15 protein-coding genes and 1 tRNA gene are annotated in these 17972 nt (G+C 48.3%); 4 read left to right on the top strand and 12 right to left on the bottom strand.

Features of this window, described 5'->3' with window-relative positions:
• Positions 1-212: 212 nt before the first annotated feature.
• Complete coding sequence (locus ITJ87_RS02385; protein WP_098031879.1) at positions 213-1835, bottom strand: tetratricopeptide repeat protein; 1623 nt, start codon at positions 1833-1835, stop codon at positions 213-215.
• A 97-nt stretch (positions 1836-1932) separates the two neighbouring features.
• Here ITJ87_RS02385 and ITJ87_RS02380 point away from each other — a divergent pair, with 97 nt between their 5' ends.
• Positions 1933-2538, top strand: a complete 606-nt coding sequence (locus ITJ87_RS02380; protein WP_117964698.1) for a ribonuclease HII — start codon at positions 1933-1935, stop codon at positions 2536-2538.
• A gap of 9 nt (positions 2539-2547) precedes the next feature.
• Here the strand turns inward: ITJ87_RS02380 and ITJ87_RS02375 are convergent, their stop codons facing one another.
• A complete protein-coding gene (locus ITJ87_RS02375) occupies positions 2548-3474 on the bottom strand; it encodes a magnesium transporter CorA family protein (RefSeq protein WP_005834540.1) in 927 nt (308 codons plus the stop codon).
• 269 nt (positions 3475-3743) lie between these two features.
• Between ITJ87_RS02375 and gpmI the strand changes: the two genes are divergently transcribed.
• Entirely contained in the window at positions 3744-5258 is a 1515-nt protein-coding gene (gene gpmI, locus ITJ87_RS02370) for a 2,3-bisphosphoglycerate-independent phosphoglycerate mutase (protein WP_005834542.1), read from the top strand.
• A 112-nt stretch (positions 5259-5370) separates the two neighbouring features.
• Positions 5371-5952, top strand: coding sequence for a DUF3109 family protein (locus ITJ87_RS02365; RefSeq protein WP_008662683.1), 582 nt, complete (start codon positions 5371-5373; stop codon positions 5950-5952).
• 129 nt (positions 5953-6081) lie between these two features.
• Here the strand turns inward: ITJ87_RS02365 and gyrB are convergent, their stop codons facing one another.
• From gyrB to ITJ87_RS02350, 3 genes are all read right to left on the bottom strand, one after another.
• Positions 6082-8043, bottom strand: a complete 1962-nt coding sequence (gene gyrB / locus ITJ87_RS02360; RefSeq protein WP_008662686.1) for a DNA topoisomerase (ATP-hydrolyzing) subunit B — start codon at positions 8041-8043, stop codon at positions 6082-6084.
• A gap of 206 nt (positions 8044-8249) precedes the next feature.
• Positions 8250-8504, bottom strand: a complete 255-nt coding sequence (gene rpsT / locus ITJ87_RS02355; RefSeq protein WP_005830420.1) for a 30S ribosomal protein S20 — start codon at positions 8502-8504, stop codon at positions 8250-8252.
• 41 nt (positions 8505-8545) lie between these two features.
• Positions 8546-8617: transfer RNA gene (locus tag ITJ87_RS02350), tRNA-Glu, on the bottom strand.
• Positions 8618-8905: 288 nt separating this feature from the next.
• Between ITJ87_RS02350 and recO the strand changes: the two genes are divergently transcribed.
• The gene (recO, locus tag ITJ87_RS02345) at positions 8906-9634 is read left to right on the top strand and encodes a DNA repair protein RecO (RefSeq protein ID WP_117964700.1); all 729 of its coding nucleotides are present in this window, start codon (positions 8906-8908) and stop codon (positions 9632-9634) included.
• A 150-nt stretch (positions 9635-9784) separates the two neighbouring features.
• Here the strand turns inward: recO and ITJ87_RS02340 are convergent, their stop codons facing one another.
• The 7 genes from ITJ87_RS02340 to ITJ87_RS02310 form a co-directional block, all read right to left on the bottom strand.
• The gene (locus ITJ87_RS02340; RefSeq protein WP_005830410.1) at positions 9785-10234 is read right to left on the bottom strand and encodes a GatB/YqeY domain-containing protein; all 450 of its coding nucleotides are present in this window, start codon (positions 10232-10234) and stop codon (positions 9785-9787) included.
• A 69-nt stretch (positions 10235-10303) separates the two neighbouring features.
• The gene (gene ftsZ / locus ITJ87_RS02335) at positions 10304-11617 is read right to left on the bottom strand and encodes a cell division protein FtsZ (protein ID WP_117600200.1); all 1314 of its coding nucleotides are present in this window, start codon (positions 11615-11617) and stop codon (positions 10304-10306) included.
• Positions 11618-11650: 33 nt separating this feature from the next.
• The gene (gene ftsA, locus ITJ87_RS02330; protein ID WP_117600201.1) at positions 11651-13084 is read right to left on the bottom strand and encodes a cell division protein FtsA; all 1434 of its coding nucleotides are present in this window, start codon (positions 13082-13084) and stop codon (positions 11651-11653) included.
• A gap of 76 nt (positions 13085-13160) precedes the next feature.
• Positions 13161-13898, bottom strand: a complete 738-nt coding sequence (locus tag ITJ87_RS02325) for a cell division protein FtsQ/DivIB (RefSeq protein WP_117600202.1) — start codon at positions 13896-13898, stop codon at positions 13161-13163.
• The gene (gene murC, locus ITJ87_RS02320; protein WP_117600284.1) at positions 13891-15276 is read right to left on the bottom strand and encodes a UDP-N-acetylmuramate--L-alanine ligase; all 1386 of its coding nucleotides are present in this window, start codon (positions 15274-15276) and stop codon (positions 13891-13893) included. Before murC ends, ITJ87_RS02325 begins: the two co-directional genes overlap by 8 nt.
• 26 nt (positions 15277-15302) lie before the next feature.
• A complete protein-coding gene (gene murG / locus ITJ87_RS02315) occupies positions 15303-16499 on the bottom strand; it encodes an undecaprenyldiphospho-muramoylpentapeptide beta-N-acetylglucosaminyltransferase (RefSeq protein WP_117964770.1) in 1197 nt (398 codons plus the stop codon).
• 100 nt (positions 16500-16599) lie between these two features.
• Positions 16600-17916, bottom strand: coding sequence for an FtsW/RodA/SpoVE family cell cycle protein (locus ITJ87_RS02310; protein ID WP_117600203.1), 1317 nt, complete (start codon positions 17914-17916; stop codon positions 16600-16602).
• Between the last annotated feature and the right edge of the window lie 56 nt (positions 17917-17972).

Here is a 17972-nt window from a genome sequence, read left to right as displayed (position 1 = left end):
AAAGTTTTTTAAGGTTAATACTTTGTTTTTCACAAGGGCAAAGGAAGCAATATAATTAAAAGGTTGGCTATGACCTTTATCTATAAAATATCTACAAAGGGGGTTGAAAGTACTGTTGTTTAATCTACAATCCGATTGCTAAATCGTTGAATAATAGTATTATATTCTAATATAATCTATCTACAAGAGAGCTTTTCTCTTTGGCTTCGTTTTTAGAAACTCTGAAGGTATTCAACCAAGTCTTCTTCTGTGGATAAGTTCAAAGATTTGCGTAAACGATACCGGTTCATATTGATTGTTTTGGGAATGGTACCGGTTATCATGGAGATTTCTTTGGTTGACAGATTGACGCGTAATAGAGTTGCTAGGTATTTTTCACCTTGCGTCAGATTAGGATGCTTTAGTGCGAGCCGGTCCAGGAATTCCTTGTTCTTTTCTTCTATATTCAGCAATAAGCTACTGTTTGTCTTATCTCCGCTTTGATATTGGCTGATGAAGGCATTCACTTTCTTCAGGTGGGGAATGAGTGTTTGGTTATCCATTTTATAACCCTCTTTAATCATTCCACGTATCTTGTCGAGTAGCTCATTGCGGCTTCTTAGGAACACGGCAAAGCTGGTAACCTCCTGGCGGCTGTCATCCAAAGCACTCTGCACGTTTTTCAGTTCCATTTCTTGCTGTTGTAGTTTCAGTTCGGATACTTCGCGTTCGGAGAGTTCCAGCTGATAGCGGGTTTCAATCAGTTGCAGGTCTTTTCTGCGTTTATACCATTTATATAAGAAGATACTGACAGCCAAACCGAGAATAAGTATGCTGCCCAAGAGCCATAGATTGCGTTTCAGCAGTTCTATTTCATAGATTTGTTCCTGCATTTCAGTGGCATGCTTCTGGTCTTGATATCTTTTATAGGAGATTTCCTGCTCAATGTTACGCAGCTTGTTACTGCTTTGTAGCTCTTTGCTCAGGTGCTGCATTTTCTCCAGGTATTTATAGGCTTGGGCATAGTCACCTATAGCTGCATATACCATGGACGAATATTCGTAATTGTCGCAAATCAGTTCGCGGGCTCCGATGTTGTGGGCATACTCGTAGGCTTTATGCAAGGCTTCCAAGGCTTTGGAGTATTGCTTGTCATAGTAATACTGTTTCCCCATGTTGTTATAGTTTTCGCCAAGAGACCATTGGGCGTCCAGATTCTTGTTGATGGTGATGGCTTCCTGGATGAAAGAAAGTTTCTCTTCCGTATTTCCCCGGTACAGACAGAGGTTGTTCAGGTTGGTTGCAATCTCTTTCAGGTTTCGTTGGGCACGGTTGATGGCCAGCGCACGCTGGAAGAAACGCTCGGCAACAACAAACTCATTCATGAAGTGGTGCATGACTCCACGTTCGTTATAGCATCCGGCTACAGAAGTGGAATCACCGATGACTTTGAATATGGAGGTTGCCTTGTCGTTTAGTTCTATGGCTTTGTTGTAGTCTCCCAGCTTACTGTAGACACGTCCCATGAGGGAGTATAGTTGGGCACTTTGTTGCTTGTTTGCAGGATCGATGTATTTCTGGGTATCATATAGATTCTTGAGACTCAAGTCAAAGTTGCCCAATAGCTGTTCTGCCTGGCAATAAAGGAACATGGCTTGTGCGCGGACCTCACTGGGCTCATCTTCGGGAAACAAGGCAGAAGCCTGAGCTGCATAGTAGGAAGCTTGTTTGGGGTTGTTGTACAGGTATTTCTGTGCTTGGTCAATCAATTTCTGTGCTTGCTGCATGTCTTGAGCTTGCAGTGGGGCAGCTGCTGACAGAAGACATACGAGTAGTAGACATAGGTTTTTCTTCATGGCATCGTCTTGTTTCTGCAAATTTAATTAATTCTTCTTAGAAGTCCGGTTTCCCTCCAAAAAGATTTATCTTTGTGCCTCAAAGATAGCGATATATATGTTATTACCTTATTTGAATAAAGATTTGATAGAGGCAGGATGCGATGAGGCCGGTCGCGGCTGTCTGGCCGGTGCGGTCTATGCCGCTGCTGTTATTCTGCCAACGGACTTTAAGAATGAACTTTTGAACGACTCCAAGCAGCTGACGGAAAAACAACGCTATACCTTGCGTGAAGTGATTGAAAAAGAGGCTCTGGCATGGGCGGTGGGCGTCGTCTCTCCCGAAGAAATTGACAAAATCAATATTCTCAATGCCTCCTTTCTTGCCATGCACCGTGCTGTTGACCAACTGAATGTCCGTCCGCAACATCTGCTGATAGACGGCAACCGCTTTAAAAAATATCGGGACTTGCCGCATACTACCGTAGTGAAAGGAGACGGGAAGTACCTTTCCATCGCTGCCGCCTCCATTTTGGCAAAGACCTATCGTGATGACTACATGAACCGTCTCCACGAAGAGTATCCTTATTATGACTGGAATCATAATAAGGGGTATCCCACCAAGAAACATCGTGCCGCCATTGCTGAGCGGGGCACTACCCCCTATCATCGCTTGACGTTCAATCTCTTGGGGGATGGGCAGTTGTCGCTGAACTTCGGGTAATGATGCTGTTTAGAACCACTTAATCCTTCTGAACCATACGAATGTCACTGCTGATAATATTGCCGACAAAAGTATGATGAAAATAAACGCGTGCGGAAAACTCTCCAGGTGGATGTCCACATTCATGCCGTAGAAACTGGCTATCAACGTGGGAATCATCAGTGTAATGCTGAGGCTTGTCATACGTTTCATGATGGCATTCACATTGTTGGAGATGATGGAGGCGAAGGCGTCCATGGTTCCCGTCAGGATATCACTGTAGATGTTTACGGTATTGTATGCCTGCTTCAATTCGATGACCACGTCTTCCAATAATTCCAAATCCAGATAATTGGTGTCTTGAAAGATGTTTTTCAGCCGTCCTATCATCACTTCATTGCCACGGATGGAAGTGTTGAAGTAGACCAGCGTCTTTTGCAGCTTCATCAGTTGCAGGAGATCTTCGTTGCGGATGCTTTTCTCCAGCTCTTTTTCGGCGGTGGCCACATCGTTGTTTATCTGTTTCAGATACTTCAGGAACCAGACGGCGGAAGAGTAGATGATTCGCAGAATCAAATCCAGTTTATTGTTGACGACTATGTTCTTCCGGCGGGTATGCTGAATGAAGTCCGGTATCAGCTCCGTGTGGTGATAGCAGACAGAAACGATGATTCCGTCATTGGTGATAATGCCGATGGGCACAGTGATGAACGGCACGCCGCGTTGGTTGCTCTGCATCGGGATGCGGAGGATGGTCAGCAGCCAGTTGTCTTCTGTTTCCGTACGTGGGCGCTCGTCCACGTCGGCTATGTCTTCCAGGAATGATTCGGGAACTTTCAGCTCTTCGGTTAGGAATTTGAAATCATCGTTGTCCGGGCATTCTACGTTGACCCAGCAGTTGGGTTGCCATTCGGCCTTTTCAGTGAAGCCATTTTCACTGTAGAGATACTTTCTCATTGTTTGCCTCCTTTCTAGTTGGAACAGAGGCATTGCAGTCAACGTCTCCGTTCGTTTTATTGGTGAATACTATTGCACGTTCGTGGGTTTGAATCGTCCATATTTCTTGTTTTTTTATTTTTTAAGCGTGGCAAAAGTACATAAATCATTTGAAACAGTACGCTTTAACGGCTGTTTTTTGTACCTTTGCAACGCAAAAAACAGGTTCCTACTATAAAAGAACGTTTGTATCATACAAAAAGATTATACAATTAAATTCGATTAATATTATGAGTAAGAAAGCCCTTTTAATGATTCTTGATGGCTGGGGCATCGGCGATCAAGGCAAAGATGATGTGATTTTCAATACACCTACTCCGTATTGGGACAGTCTGTTGGCAACTTATCCGCATTCCGAGCTTCAAGCAAGCGGTGAAAACGTTGGTTTGCCCGACGGACAGATGGGTAATTCTGAAGTAGGTCACCTCAATATCGGTGCCGGACGCATCGTTTACCAGGATTTGGTGAAGATTAACCGTGCTTGTGCCGATGGCAGCATTCTGAAGAACAAGGAAATTGTTTCTGCTTTCTCATATGCAAAGGAAAACGGCAAGAATATTCACTTTATGGGACTGACCAGCAACGGTGGCGTGCACAGCTCTTTTGACCATTTGTTCAAACTCTGCGATATTTCCAAGGAATACGGTATCGAGAATACCTTCATCCACTGTTTTATGGACGGTCGTGATACCGACCCGAAGAGTGGTAAAGGTTTCATTGAGCAGTTGACTGCTCATTGCGAGAAGTCTGCCGGCAAGATTGCTTCCATCGTGGGACGTTTCTATGCCATGGACCGCGACAAACGTTGGGAACGTGTGAAGGTTGCCTACGATTTGTTGGTAAACGGTGAAGGCAAGGTTGCTACGGATATGGTCCAGGCTATGCAGGAGTCCTACGACGAAGGCGTTACGGATGAATTCATTAAGCCGATTGTGAACGGTGGCTTCGACGGTACCATCAAGGAAGGTGATGTTGTAATCTTCTTCAACTACCGCAATGACCGTGCCAAGGAATTGACCGTTGTCCTCACCCAGCAAGATATGCCCGAACAAGGCATGCAGACCATTCCGGGCCTGCAGTTCTACTGCATGACTCCGTACGATGCCAGCTTCAAGGGTGTGCATATCCTTTTTGATAAGGAGAACGTACAGAATACCTTGGGCGAATACCTTGCTGCCAATGGCAAGACCCAGCTGCACATTGCCGAAACAGAGAAGTATGCACACGTGACTTTCTTCTTCAACGGTGGCCGCGAGACTCCTTACGATGCTGAAGAGCGCATCCTGGTTCCTTCTCCGAAGGTTGCCACTTACGACTTGAAGCCCGAAATGAGTGCGTACGAGGTGAAGGACAAGTTGGTTGAAGCTATCAAGACCCAGAAGTTCGATTTCATCGTGGTGAACTACGCCAATGGTGATATGGTGGGACATACCGGTATCTACGAAGCTATTGAGAAGGCAGTGAAAGCCATCGACGAATGTGTGAAAGATACTGTTGAAGCTGCCAAGGCAAACGATTATGAAGTAATCATCATCGCCGACCACGGTAATGCCGACCACGCTCTGAATGAGGATGGTACTCCGAATACTGCCCACTCTCTGAACCCCGTTCCTTTCGTTTACGTTACTGCAAACAAGGACGCCAAGGTTGAGAACGGTGTATTGGCTGACGTAGCTCCTTCTATCCTGCATATCTTGGGTATGGAACAGCCGGCCGAAATGACTGGTAAGGATTTGATTAAGTAAGGCGTCAAGGCCGTAACAATATTTAGACGCGGATTATACGGATTCCACGGATGCTCTTAAAGTTGAGTCTGTGCAATCCGGATAATCCGCGTCTTTTTTTAATAGAATGATTATGATACAGATTGGTGATGTTGTGGTTTCTTTCGATGTCTTGCGCGAGAAGTTCTTGTGTGACTTGGGTGCCTGCCAGGGGATTTGCTGCATTGAGGGCGATGCCGGTGCTCCCGTAGAGCTGGACGAGGTGGAGAAACTGGAAGAGGTGCTTCCGCTGATTTGGGATGAGCTTTCTCCCGAAGCCCGCACCGTGATAGAGGAGCAAGGTGTGGTCTATACCGATTGTGAAGGTGACCTGGTGACTTCTATTGTGAACAACAAGGATTGCGTCTTTACCTGCTATGATGATAAAGGCTGTTGCTATTGCGCCATCGAAAAGGCTTATCGTGAAGGTAGGACCAACTTCTACAAACCCATATCCTGTCATCTCTATCCGATAAGGGTGGGGAACTACGGACTCTATAAGGCAGTGAACTATCATCGTTGGGATGTCTGCAAAGCCGCTATGTTGTTGGGACAAAAGGAAAATCTGCCCGTGTACAAGTTCCTGAAAGAGCCGCTTATCCGTAAGTTTGGTGAGGACTGGTATGCAGAGTTGGAATTGGTAGTGGAAGAGATGAAGAAACAAGGAATCCTATAGTTCTTCTGTATGGAGACGGGTCTCTTCTTTGGAAGAGAAGAGGGATAAAGGAAAAGCCCCGGTCAGCAGGATTATCCTGCCCGTCCGGGGCTTCCTCGTTGTAAGATGTGAGGTTGGTTATTAAATTAATTAAGCGTCAATATTTGCATACGTTGCATTCTTTTCGATGAAATCGCGGCGCGGGCCCACGTCTTCGCCCATCAGCATGGAGAAGATATAGTCGGCTTCGGCCGCATTTTCAAGATGCACCTGCTTCAGCATGCGGTTTTCCGGATTCATGGTGGTTTCCCACAACTGTTCCGGGTTCATTTCACCCAAACCTTTGTAGCGTTGGGTGTGTACTGCGTTTTCCGAACCGCCGCCGTAAGTGTCGATGAACTTCTGGCGCTGCTGGTCTGTCCAGCAATACTCTTTCGCCTTGCCTTTGGTGCAAAGGTAAAGGGGAGGAGTGGCGATGTACAAGCAACCCTGCTGGATGACTTGTGGGAAGTAACGGAAGAAAAGCGTCATAATCAGCGTGTCGATGTGAGAACCATCGACGTCGGCATCGGTCATGATGATAATCTTCTTGTAACGCAACTTGTCAATGTTCGCTTCTTTGCTGTCTTCACCGTCCACGCCGAAACGGATGCCCAGCGCCTGGATGATATTGTTTACTTCGTCGCTCTCGAATGCCTTGTGCCACATGGCCTTTTCCACATTCAGAATCTTACCGCGAAGCGGCAGGATAGCTTGGAACGCACGGTTACGGCCTTGCTTTGCTGAACCGCCTGCCGAGTCACCCTCGACGAGGAACAATTCGCATTCTTCCGGGTCCTTGCTGGAGCAGTCGGCCAACTTACCGGGCATGCCACCACCGGACATCGGCGATTTGCGTTGTACGGATTCGCGCGCCTTACGTGCGGCGATACGTGCCTGGGCGGCAAGAATCACCTTGTCTACAATCAGCTTGGCTTCCTTCGGGTGTTCCTCCAAGTAGTAGGTGAGGGCCTCGCCCACAGCCTGGTCTACGGCGCCCATCACTTCGTTGTTACCCAGCTTTGTCTTGGTCTGTCCTTCGAACTGAGGCTCTGCCACCTTGATGGAGATAACGGCAGTCAGTCCTTCACGGAAGTCGTCTCCTGCAATCTCTACCTTGGCTTTCTCCAGCATCTTGTTGTCTTCGGCGTATTTTTTCAACGTACGGGTCAGTGCACGGCGGAAACCTGCCAAGTGGGTACCCCCTTCAATGGTATTGATGTTGTTTACGTAAGAGTGCACATTTTCGTTATAAGAAGTGTTGTACATGATGGCTACTTCCACCGGTGTGCCTTGCTTCTCGGTATTGATGTAGATTACATCGTTCATGAAGTGCTCGCGTGAGGAGTCCACGTAGCGCACAAATTCCTTCAGGCCTTCTTCCGAGTAGAAGATTTCCTTCTTGGCATTTCCTTCTTCGTCCTTTACGCGAAGGTCGGTCAGTGAAATCTTGATGCCTGCGTTCAGATACGCCAGCTCGCGCATGCGGGTGGCAAGAATATCATAGTTGTAGACTGTCTCCGTAAAGATGGTACCGTCCGGCCAGAACTGTTGGCGTGTACCGGTAATGTCTGTTGTGCCCACTTCTTTGACGGAGTAGAGCGGATGTCCGCAGGAATATTCCTGCTGATAGATTTTTCCGTTACGGAAAACCTGGGTAGTCATGTGTGTAGACAAGGCATTTACGCAAGATACACCTACACCATGCAGACCTCCCGATACCTTATAGGAACCTTTGTCGAACTTTCCTCCGGCATGCAGTACGGTCATTACAACTTCCAGCGCGGATTTCTTTTCCTTTTCGTGATAGTCTACCGGGATACCACGTCCGTTGTCTTGTACGGTGATGGAGTTGTCCTCGTTAATGGTGACTTCGATGTGGTCGCAATAGCCGGCAAGTGCCTCGTCGATGGAGTTATCCACAACCTCGTACACCAGGTGGTGAAGTCCTTTGCTGCTAATGTCGCCAATATACATCGCGGGACGCTTTCTCACTGCTTCCAAACCTTCCAGTACCTGGATGTTTTCGGCAGAATAGCTCCCGTTATTGGAGTGAATCTGTTCTTCAGTCATAATCTTTTTTCCTTATTGTAATAACAGAGCAAATATAGTGAAAATCCTCGGGATATGGTGCTAAACAAACGGATAAATTCGGGTAGTTTACAGCTTTTTAGCACAGAAAAGAAACTTGTGTGGAAGCAGGTAAATAGAGAGGTATAAATGAGAAAGGCCGGACTAAAAAAGTCCAGCCTTGTAATATCTTTTGTGTAACAGTCAACTTAAGCCAGCTTGTTGATATAGATAGCCAACTTTGACTTCAAGTTGTTAGCCTTGTTCTTGTGGATTACATTAGTCTTAGCCAATTTATCCAACAGTTTTGTGATACCCGGATACATTGCTGTTGCTGCAGCTTTGTCTGTAGTAGCACGAAGCTTACGAACAGCGTTTCTCATGGTCTTGCCATAATATCTGTTGTGAAGTCTTCTTGTTTCTTCTTGTCTGATTCTCTTCAGTGATGATTTATGATTTGCCATCTCGACTAATCTTTTTTTAATTCGTTTATTTTTTTATTTTGTAGCCCGTGGGGGAATCGAACCCCCCTTTCAAGAATGAAAATCTTGCGTCCTAACCGATAGACGAACGGGCCATCCTTTGGTGAGCGTTTCCGCTCTTGCAAAGAGTCTTTATTTTTCGTTTGCGGATGCAAAGGTAGAAACTATTTTTGAATTACCAAAACATTCGCAAGAAAAAAATATAGCTTTTTGTTGTCTTTTGTCTTAGAATGGAGTGTTATCTATTGAAAATCAGTGTAATATATGCTTTTATTTTTTTACACTCCTTACCTTGTTTTTTTATTCTTCTCCTTTTGTTTCTCTTCTTTCGGGCTTTTTTTGTAGCTTTGTTATCAGATTGAAACCAGATAAAGAAATCGGGAATGTTACAGAAAACACAGGGAATTGTACTGCATACCTTGAAATATAAGGATACATCTCTCATTGCAGACATCTATACAGAGGTGGCTGGCAGGGCTTCCTTCATGGTGTCCATACCCCGTTCGCGCAAGGCGGCGGTGAAGCCGGTACTCTTCCAGCCGCTGGCATTGGTGGAACTTGAAGCCGATTTCCGTCCTAATGCCACTATATATAAGGTGAAGGAGGCGAAGTCTCTTTATCCTTTTGCCACGCTTCCCTACGATCCCTACAAATCCGCCATCGCTTTGTTTCTTTCGGAATTCCTTTATCGCGCCGTCCGGGAGGAGGCGGAGAACCGTCCGCTGTTTGCTTATCTGTATCATTCCGTCATCTGGCTGGATGAATGCAGGGAGGGGTTTGCCAATTTTCATCTGGTCTTCCTGATGCGCCTTTCCCGTTTTCTCGGTTTGTATCCCAACCTGGAGGATTATCATGCCGGAGATTACTTCGATTTGCAGAATGCTTGTTTCACTCCCTTGCGTCCGCAGCTTCATTCCAATTACATCGCTCCCGAGGAGGCGGCCCGCCTGACACAGCTGATGCGTATGAATTATGAAACGATGCATCTTTTTACCATGAACCGGTTGGAGCGTACCCACTGCCTGAACATTATGAATGAATATTATCGTCTGCATCTGCCGGATTTCCCGGTGCTGAAGTCTCTTGAAGTCTTGAAAGAATTGTTTGATTGAGGAGCGCCAATCTTGCTTGTCGGATGAAACAATAGCTCCTGATTGCGCGAGATGGGCATCTTATGCTGCATGAGATGTATATCTCATACAGCACGAGATGCCCATCTCATGCAATTGAACCCGAATATTTCTTATCTCCTTCGCTATACTTTATCCCAGCAGTTCCTTTACTTTGGCTGAGATGGCGCGGCCTTCGGCAAGTCCGGCAAGTTTCTTGCTGGCTACACCCATCACTTTGCCCATGTCCTTGCCGCTGGTGGCACCGACCTCGGCTATGATTTCCTTCAAGGCTGCTTCCAGTTCTTCGGCGCTCATTTGCTTGGGCAGATAGGTTTCAAGCACCTTTACTTGTGCCAGCTCATCGTCTGCCAAGTCCTGGCGACCTTGCTGTACATAGATTTCAGCGGCGTCTTTGCCTTGTTTGGTCAGTTTTTGGATAATCTTCAAAGCATCTGCATCGCTCAGGGTATCGTTGGCTCCGGGAGCGGTTTTGGCTTCAAGGAATACTTTCTTTACGTTTCTCAATGTTTCGAGAGCCACTTTGTCTTTGGCTTTCATGGCTGTTTTAATGTCTTCGCTGACTTTTTCAAATAAATCCATATTGTTATAGGTTTACTCCTGTTCTCCCGAAGGGGAGGAGGATGGTTTTACATATCGGGAACGGAAAAATCAGAAGGTGATGACTCCCCCTGCACCGCCTTCTGCTTCTTGCGCGGCTTCGGTGGCGAGCTGCCCTTCCTGCTCTGCCTTCATCTTGATGCTGTTCAGCGTGCTTTTGTCACGCAGATAGGTCGGAGAATTCTCTACCATGCTGATGATGTCGGCGTTGTCCATGTCTTCGGGATTGAAGAGATAGATATGGCGACGGCGGCTGCGCTGGGAACGGGCGTTGGCATCCTTGCCGTAGTACACTTCGCGGCGGTTGCGTCTCTGTTCCTCTTCCTCCTCCAGCTCGGCAAGGCGTTGCTGTTCTTCGGCGGTGCGCTGGGTGATGCGGTCGTCCATCTCCTTCATGTGGATGTCCTGGATACCGAAACCGGTGGCAAGCAGGGTGATTTTCACTTTCTGTTCCAGTTTGTCGTCGATGGCCATACCGAATTTGGTCTCGAAGTCGCGGCTGAAACGGTTCATGAATTCCTTTACCTCGTCCATTTCGCTCATCATCAGCTTGTATTGTGAGCTGTAAGAGATGTTGAGGAGTACCTTCTTGGAATTGAAAATGTCGTTGTTGTTCAGCAACGGCGAGTGCTGCGCATTCTTGATGGCTTCGCTGACACGGTTGTCACCTTCGCCGTAGCCGGTACTCATGATGGCTACGCCGCCGTCCTTCAGCACTGTTTTCACGTCGTTGAAGTCGAGGTTCACCTTTCCATGCAGGGTGATGATTTCGGCAATACTCTTGGCGGCTACCGAAAGGGTGTCGTCGGCCTTGTCGAACGCGTCGTCCACGGACAACTCGCTGTATATCTCGCTCAGCTTTTCATTGTTGATGACCAGCAGGGCATCTACGTGCTTGCTGATTTCCTCTACGCCATCCAGTGCCTGGTCTATCTTCTTGTCGCCCTCCCAGCGGAAAGGGATGGTGACGATGCCGATGGTTAGGATATCCATTTCCTTGGCGGTCTGTGCAATGATGGGTGCGGCACCCGTACCGGTACCACCGCCCATTCCGGCAGTGATGAATACCATCTTGGTGCCGTCGTTCAGCATATTCTTGATGTCTTCGATGCTCTCTTCTGCTGCCTTGCGGGCACGGGCAGGGCGGTTTCCGGCTCCCAGGCCTTCTTTTCCAAGCTGTAACTTCACGGGCACGGGAGAGTCCTTCAACGCTTGGTTGTCTGTGTTACACAGTACGAACGTCACGTCGTGTATACCTTCCCGGTACATATGGTTCACGGCATTGCCGCCACCTCCGCCTACACCGATTACTTTAATGATTTTCGGTGAATCGGTCGGGAAATCGAATTGTACTATATCTTCCATAATAACTTAATTTTCTGGCACATTATCACATTATTACTTCATATCGTCGTCCGAGAAGATTTCGTTGGAAATCTTGTTGAAAGTCTTTTCGAACCAGCTGGGGCCTTCTTTCTTTTTCTTCTTTTTCTCTTCCTTTTCGCGCAGCTCCCTTTCTTTTCGCTCACGTTCCTTGCGTTCTTTTTCTTCCCTCTCGCGCTGTGCCTTGGCGGCGCGTGCGGCAGCTTCCTGCTCTTTCAGCGCTTCGTCGTCAACGAATATGTCGACCGGTTTGGGAGGAACATTGGAGGCAGGCTGCTGCACCGGTTTCACCTCTTGCAGGCAGCAATTCTCGTTGCCGGCAGCCAGCAGGCCCAGCAGTGTGTTGTGCATGCCGTCCTTTTGGGGCTCTTCGCTGCGTGTGTGGACGGTGGTCTGTACGAACTTAGCGGTCTTTACCTTTTCAATCTTGCTCACTTTATGGAAGGCTTTCTCGAGATTCTTCAGATTGGCTCCTCCACCGGTAAATACTACACCGGAGAAAAGTTTGTCCTCGTAGCCGGAAAGCTGTAACTGGTTCCATACGTTGGCAAGGATTTCTTCTGCACGGGCTCCGATAATATTGTTCAGCAGGGCCAATTCGAAGGTACGGCCGTCTTCCGACATACATACGGCAGGAGTCTCGGCGTCTTCCTCCTCCTCGTAGAGGGCATCACCGTATTGCAGTTTCAGCTTTTCGGCGTCTTCCTCTTCCATTTGCAGGGAAGTGATGTCGTGGGTAATGTTGTTTCCACCCAGCGGCAGTACGCTGAGGTAGCGCAGGATATTGTTCTTATAGACCAGCACGGTGGTGGTATCGGCACCGAAGTCCACCAGTGCGCAGCCCGAACGCATCTCGTTTTCGGTCAGCACGGCTTTGGCCAACGCAGTGGGGGCTACGAGCAGGTCGTCGGCAATTTCCACTTTGGCTTGCTCGAAGCTGTGTTCGAGGTTCTTTTTCAGCGAGGCGCGCGCCACGATGTTGAGGAACTGTCCGGTGATGTATTTTCCGGCAACTCCTACGGGCTCCACGTGCAACGTGTTGTCTATCTTGTATTCTTGCGGGGCTACATCCAGCACACTCATGTCTACTAGGGGTACATCACGGTTCTCGTCGCAAATCTCGTCTACCAGTTCTTGCGAAATGATGCTCTCTTCCTTCAGCGTACGGCTTACCGCATTCCTCACCGTGCGCAATGATTGTCCGCCGATGCCTACATATACTTTGGCGATGGAGTTGTTCAGCTGGCCTTCCAGCTTGTTGATGATGGAAGTCAGCGCTTGTGCGGTCTTGTCAATGTTGTAGATGGCCCCTTTGTGTATAAACGGGGATGCATCTTCGCATGCATAAGCCAACACCTGGATACTTCCGTCACTGTTCTTCTTCCCTGCGATACCGGAAATCTTGGAAGAACTCAACTCGATAGCGGCGATGAAATCTGTTGTTGCCATATCTATTTATTTACTATTTTACAATTTACAATTTACAATTTACAATTTACTGCGCTTTGATAAGGGATAAATCTCTTTACTCCCTCTTCGTGCAGATAATCTGATTATCGAATTCAACGTTAATGCGGGAGTATTTGTTCCAGCCCACCTGGTTCAAACCTCTTTCGTAGAATGCTTTTACACGTTTCAGTTTCTTTTCAAAACCGGCCATCTTACCCAAATAGATGAGATGGTCGCCGACACGTGGCACTAATTCTATATTTTTGCCAGGCAGTACATGAATCTGTTCAATCTGTGCATTCCAAAAAGAATTCTTCTGCAAAAATACACCAAACTTATATAAATCCCTCATGGCAAACGACTTTTCTACATTTCCGGTCACTACGGCAAGGTGTGCAACGCATTTTGCATCGGGGGGCATTACAGTACCCTTGTTGTCCAGATAGTAGTTTTCGCCATTGGCGCTCATCACGCGCAGGATGGGGATTCGCTGGGTCACTTCGATGCAGAGCTTGCTGCTCGGGGTCTTGTAGCATTCCACCTGGTCGATGAGGGGATGCTTGGCAAGTTCGCGCTCCAAGGTCTTGGTGCGCACGCGTTTCAGGTCTTTCCCAATGGGGCTGATGCCTTTCTTCTCCAGCAGGGTAGCTACTTCCTTCTTCGTGATGAAGCCGGCATATACCGTGTCTTTTATCACCAGCTCTACATCATGGCACACCTGGGTGGCCGGTTTGCGGTTGAGGGCAGTGACAGCCACCACCAGATAGACAATGACAAGCAACAGGACGATAGAAAGTAGAATCCTTTTAACCATGATACTTCTCTGATAATAGTTGGGTGATTTGGGGAGCATAGTTGTCCAGGTCGCCGGCTCCCAGCACTACCACTACTTCGGTATGCTTCTGGGCGAGGAGGCTGAGGACGTCTTCTTTCCTACAAATACATTTCTCGATGCCGGGGCGGAGGTTGTCATAAATCAGCTGACTCGTCACGCCGGGAATTGGTTGCTCGCGGGCAGGGTATATCTCTGTCAGAATCACTTCGTCGGATAGGGAAAGGCTGTTTGCAAAATCCTGGTAGAAGTCGCGGGTGCGGGTGTACAAGTGAGGCTGGAAGATGGCGGTTATCTTCTTGTCTTGGTACAGTTCACGGACGGACTTCAGACTTTGGGCTATTTCCGCCGGATGGTGGGCGTAATCGCTGAGGAATACAATTTGGTCATTCTTCAGCTTGAAGTCGAAACGGCGGTCCACTCCGCGGAAGCTTGCCATGCCTTGCTTGATTTCCTCGTCGGTGGCACCGCTGAGATGGGCGAGTGCCATGGCGGCAACGCCGTTCTCGATGTTGATGCTGACGGGAACACCTAGCTGGATATCATTGATGCGGGTGTCCGGTGCTACGAAATCGATGAAAATTTCACCGTTTCCGATACGGATGTTCTCGGCATGGAAGTCACCTTCATGGCGCGAGTAGGTATAGGTGGCTACCCCTGGCTGTACGTCGGGCTGCATCTCCAGTCCTTTGTGCAGAATCAGGGCGCCGCCCGGTCGTATAAGCGCGGTGTAGTGGCGGAAGCTTTCGAGATAGGCTTCTTTGGTGCCGTATATATCCAGGTGGTCGGGGTCGGTGGCAGTAATGACACTCATCCAGGGTGACAGCCAGTGGAAGGAACGGTCGAACTCATCTGCTTCGATAACGGTATAAGGGCTGGTGGCGGAAAGCAGCAGATTCGTACCGTAGTTCTTCGAAATACCTCCGAGGAAGGCGGTGCAGCCCACGTGTGACTGGTGCAGCAGGTGGGCAGCCATGGTGCTGGTGGTAGTCTTGCCATGCGTACCTGCCACGCACAAACCTTTGCTGCTGCGGGTGATGATGCCCAATACTTGGGAGCGCTTATATATGTCGAAACCGTTTTCACGGAAATAGGTCAGTTCTGCATGCTCTTGCGGCACGGCGGGGGTATAGACCACGAGCGTGCTTGCCTTGTCTTTGCACATCTCCGGAATAAGGTTGATATTCTCTTCGTAGTGTATCTGTACTCCTTCCGTAATCAGGCGTTCTGTCAGTTCGCTCGACGTACGGTCGTAGCCCGCTACTTTCTTTCCTTTAGAGAGGAAATAACGTATCAGCGCACTCATGCCGATACCGCCGGCACCAATGAAGTAAACGGATTTAATTGTTTCTATATTCATATCTTTCATTAAGATGCTCTCCTAATTTATTTCTTAATTAACTTCAATACCTCCTTCGCAATAATTGTTGCCGAGTCCGGTAACGCCAGCTTGAAGATATTCTTGCTTAAGTCTTGCAGCTTCTCGGAGTTGGCGATTGTCTCCAACGCCACCGGTAGCAGCTTCTCTTTCGCTTCCACATCCTTCACATAGATAGCTGCACCCTTATCCACCAGCGCCAGCGCATTCTTGGTTTGGTGGTCCTCTGCCACATTGGGTGAGGGAACCAGGATGACTGGCTTGTGCAGCAGGCAGAACTCGGAGATGGAACCGGCTCCTGCACGTGAAATCACCAGGTCGGCAGCCGCGTATGCATTTGCCATATCCTTAATGAAGTCCGTCACGTACAGATTGGGGATGGCACTAATGCGCGGGTTGCGTACGGCTTCTCCCGTTGTATTTGTAATAGCTTCTCTGACTTGGTCAATGTATATCTTCCCCGTTTGCCAGATGAATTGCACTTCGGGATTGGCGCGAATGACATCCAGTCCGGCACTCAATGTCTGATTGATGGTGCGGGCTCCGAGACTGCCGCCCAATATCAGTATTGTTTTCTTCTCCGGGTTCAGTCCGAAGTATTTCACGGCATCTTCGCGGCAGATGGAGTGGTGGAGCAGATTCTGGCGCACCGGATTACCGGTCATGATTATCTTTTCTGCCGGGAAGAATTTTTCCATACCTTCGTAAGCCACACAAATCTTGCATGCCTTCTGTGCCAGCAGCTTGTTAGTGACACCGGCGTAGGAATTCTGTTCTTGTATCAGTGTGGGAATACCCATCATTCCCGCCATTTTCAGCGTAGGACCACTGGCATAGCCACCTACACCGACAGCTACTTGCGGGCGGAACTCCTTGATGATGCTCCGTGCTTTCCACTGGCTCCGTATCAGTTTCAGCAATACGGAGACGTTCTTCCACAGATGTTTACGGTCAAATCCGGCAACGGGTAAACCTATAATCCGGTAACCAGCATCGGGAACACGCTGCATCTCCATTCTTCCTTCGGCACCTACGAAGAGAATCTCTGCGTCGGGACACAACTCTTTTATGGCGTTGGCAATGGAGATAGCCGGAAAGATATGTCCTCCGGTACCACCGCCACTGATGATAAGCCTCACTCCCTTCCCCGTAGAGAGAGGGGTAGAGTTACTTTGACTTGTATAGTTGTTTGCCTCTTTACTCATATTCTTGTTCTTCTTTATTTTTGTATTATTGGCATACTCGCCATTACTCAATCACTCTTTTCTCCCCTCCCTATAGGGGAGGGGGTGGGGGGAGAGGCTGTTATTCAAACTCCGCATCACTGTTCAGTACCTTTGCTGTCGGTTCGGCGGCTGTTTGTGCCTCGCTGTCGATCGGTTGTTTCAGGTTTTCTGCATTTCCGGTATCCACCAGCATAGTCACTTGTGCATCATGCATCCGTTGTTCCTCCAGTTTGGCTGTATAGCGGCTGACGCTCAGTATCATGCCGATGTAGGCACAGTTGATGAAAGTGGATGTACCACCCTTGCTGATGAGCGGAAGCGGTTGTCCCGTGACGGGTGCCAGACCTACGGCAACCATCATGTTGAACAACGCCTGCGTGACGAGTAGCAAGGCTATTCCGGTAATGAGGAAAGCGGGGAAGGTGCGGTCGCATTTTTTGGCGATACGGCCCACTCGCACCAATAGGCAGACATAAAGGAACACAACGACTATCCCGCCTACCAGTCCCAGTTCCTCAATGATGATGGCATAGATAAAATCGGAGAATGCCTGGCTCAGAAAGTCACGTTGTACGGAGTTTCCCGGGCCCTTGCCTACAACGTTACTCGTAGCTACGGCAATACGGGCATGTGCCACTTGCCCGTCGCCGTCGATGTCGAATTTGGCAGCAGGAACTTCTTCCTTGTTGGTAAAGTCTGCAATACGGGATTTTACAGTGGTAAAACGGTGTCCCATCGGTATATTTTCCAATGTCTTGTCTGGCGTGGCCAGCAGGAAGGCAACAAAGACTGTAACGAATGCCACAATCCCTCCTCCCAGTATCAGTAGGTTCCTGGCAGATACCCGCCCGATGAACATCATTAGGTAGACCGTTCCGAAGAGCAACATTCCCGTTGAGTAGTTTTCCGGCAGGATAAGGCCACAGACTATGCAGGTAATAATCATGATGCGCTTAAAGGCTTTCGGACTTGCACCGTCTTCGTCCTGCCCTTTCGAGAGGATAAAGGCTGTAACGATGACGACGGCCATCTTCGCTATTTCCGACGGCTGGAACTGAATGCCCATGAAGGTCATCCAGCGGGCTGCGCCGTTTACGCGGTCACCGGTAATGAATCCCATCAGCATCACAAAAGCCAGCAGTCCGATGGATATCGGAAGCAAGAATACCGGGAACACCTGGAACCATTTATAGGGGATGTTGTGTACCAGTACTACAATGACGGCACCTACCATCAGGAGAATGCTGTGCTGCGTAATCGGTCCCCAGTGGTCGCCACTCTTGTAGGTCAGCGTACTGGCAGCACTGAATACCTCTGTGATGGAGATGAGGCAAAGGAAAAGGAAAATAATCCAAATCACTTTGTCGCCTTTGAATATGCTCTTTAATAAATCCAATGCTTCGCAAATTAAAAATTAATAATTAAAGAATTACAAGTTGACAGTCTCATGCG

Source organism: Bacteroides sp. HF-162, assembly GCF_015679285.1.
GTDB lineage: Bacteria > Bacteroidota > Bacteroidia > Bacteroidales > Bacteroidaceae > Bacteroides > Bacteroides uniformis.
The sequence above is the reverse complement of the archived record's forward strand: the minus strand, read 5'-3'. Positions and strand labels throughout refer to the sequence as shown.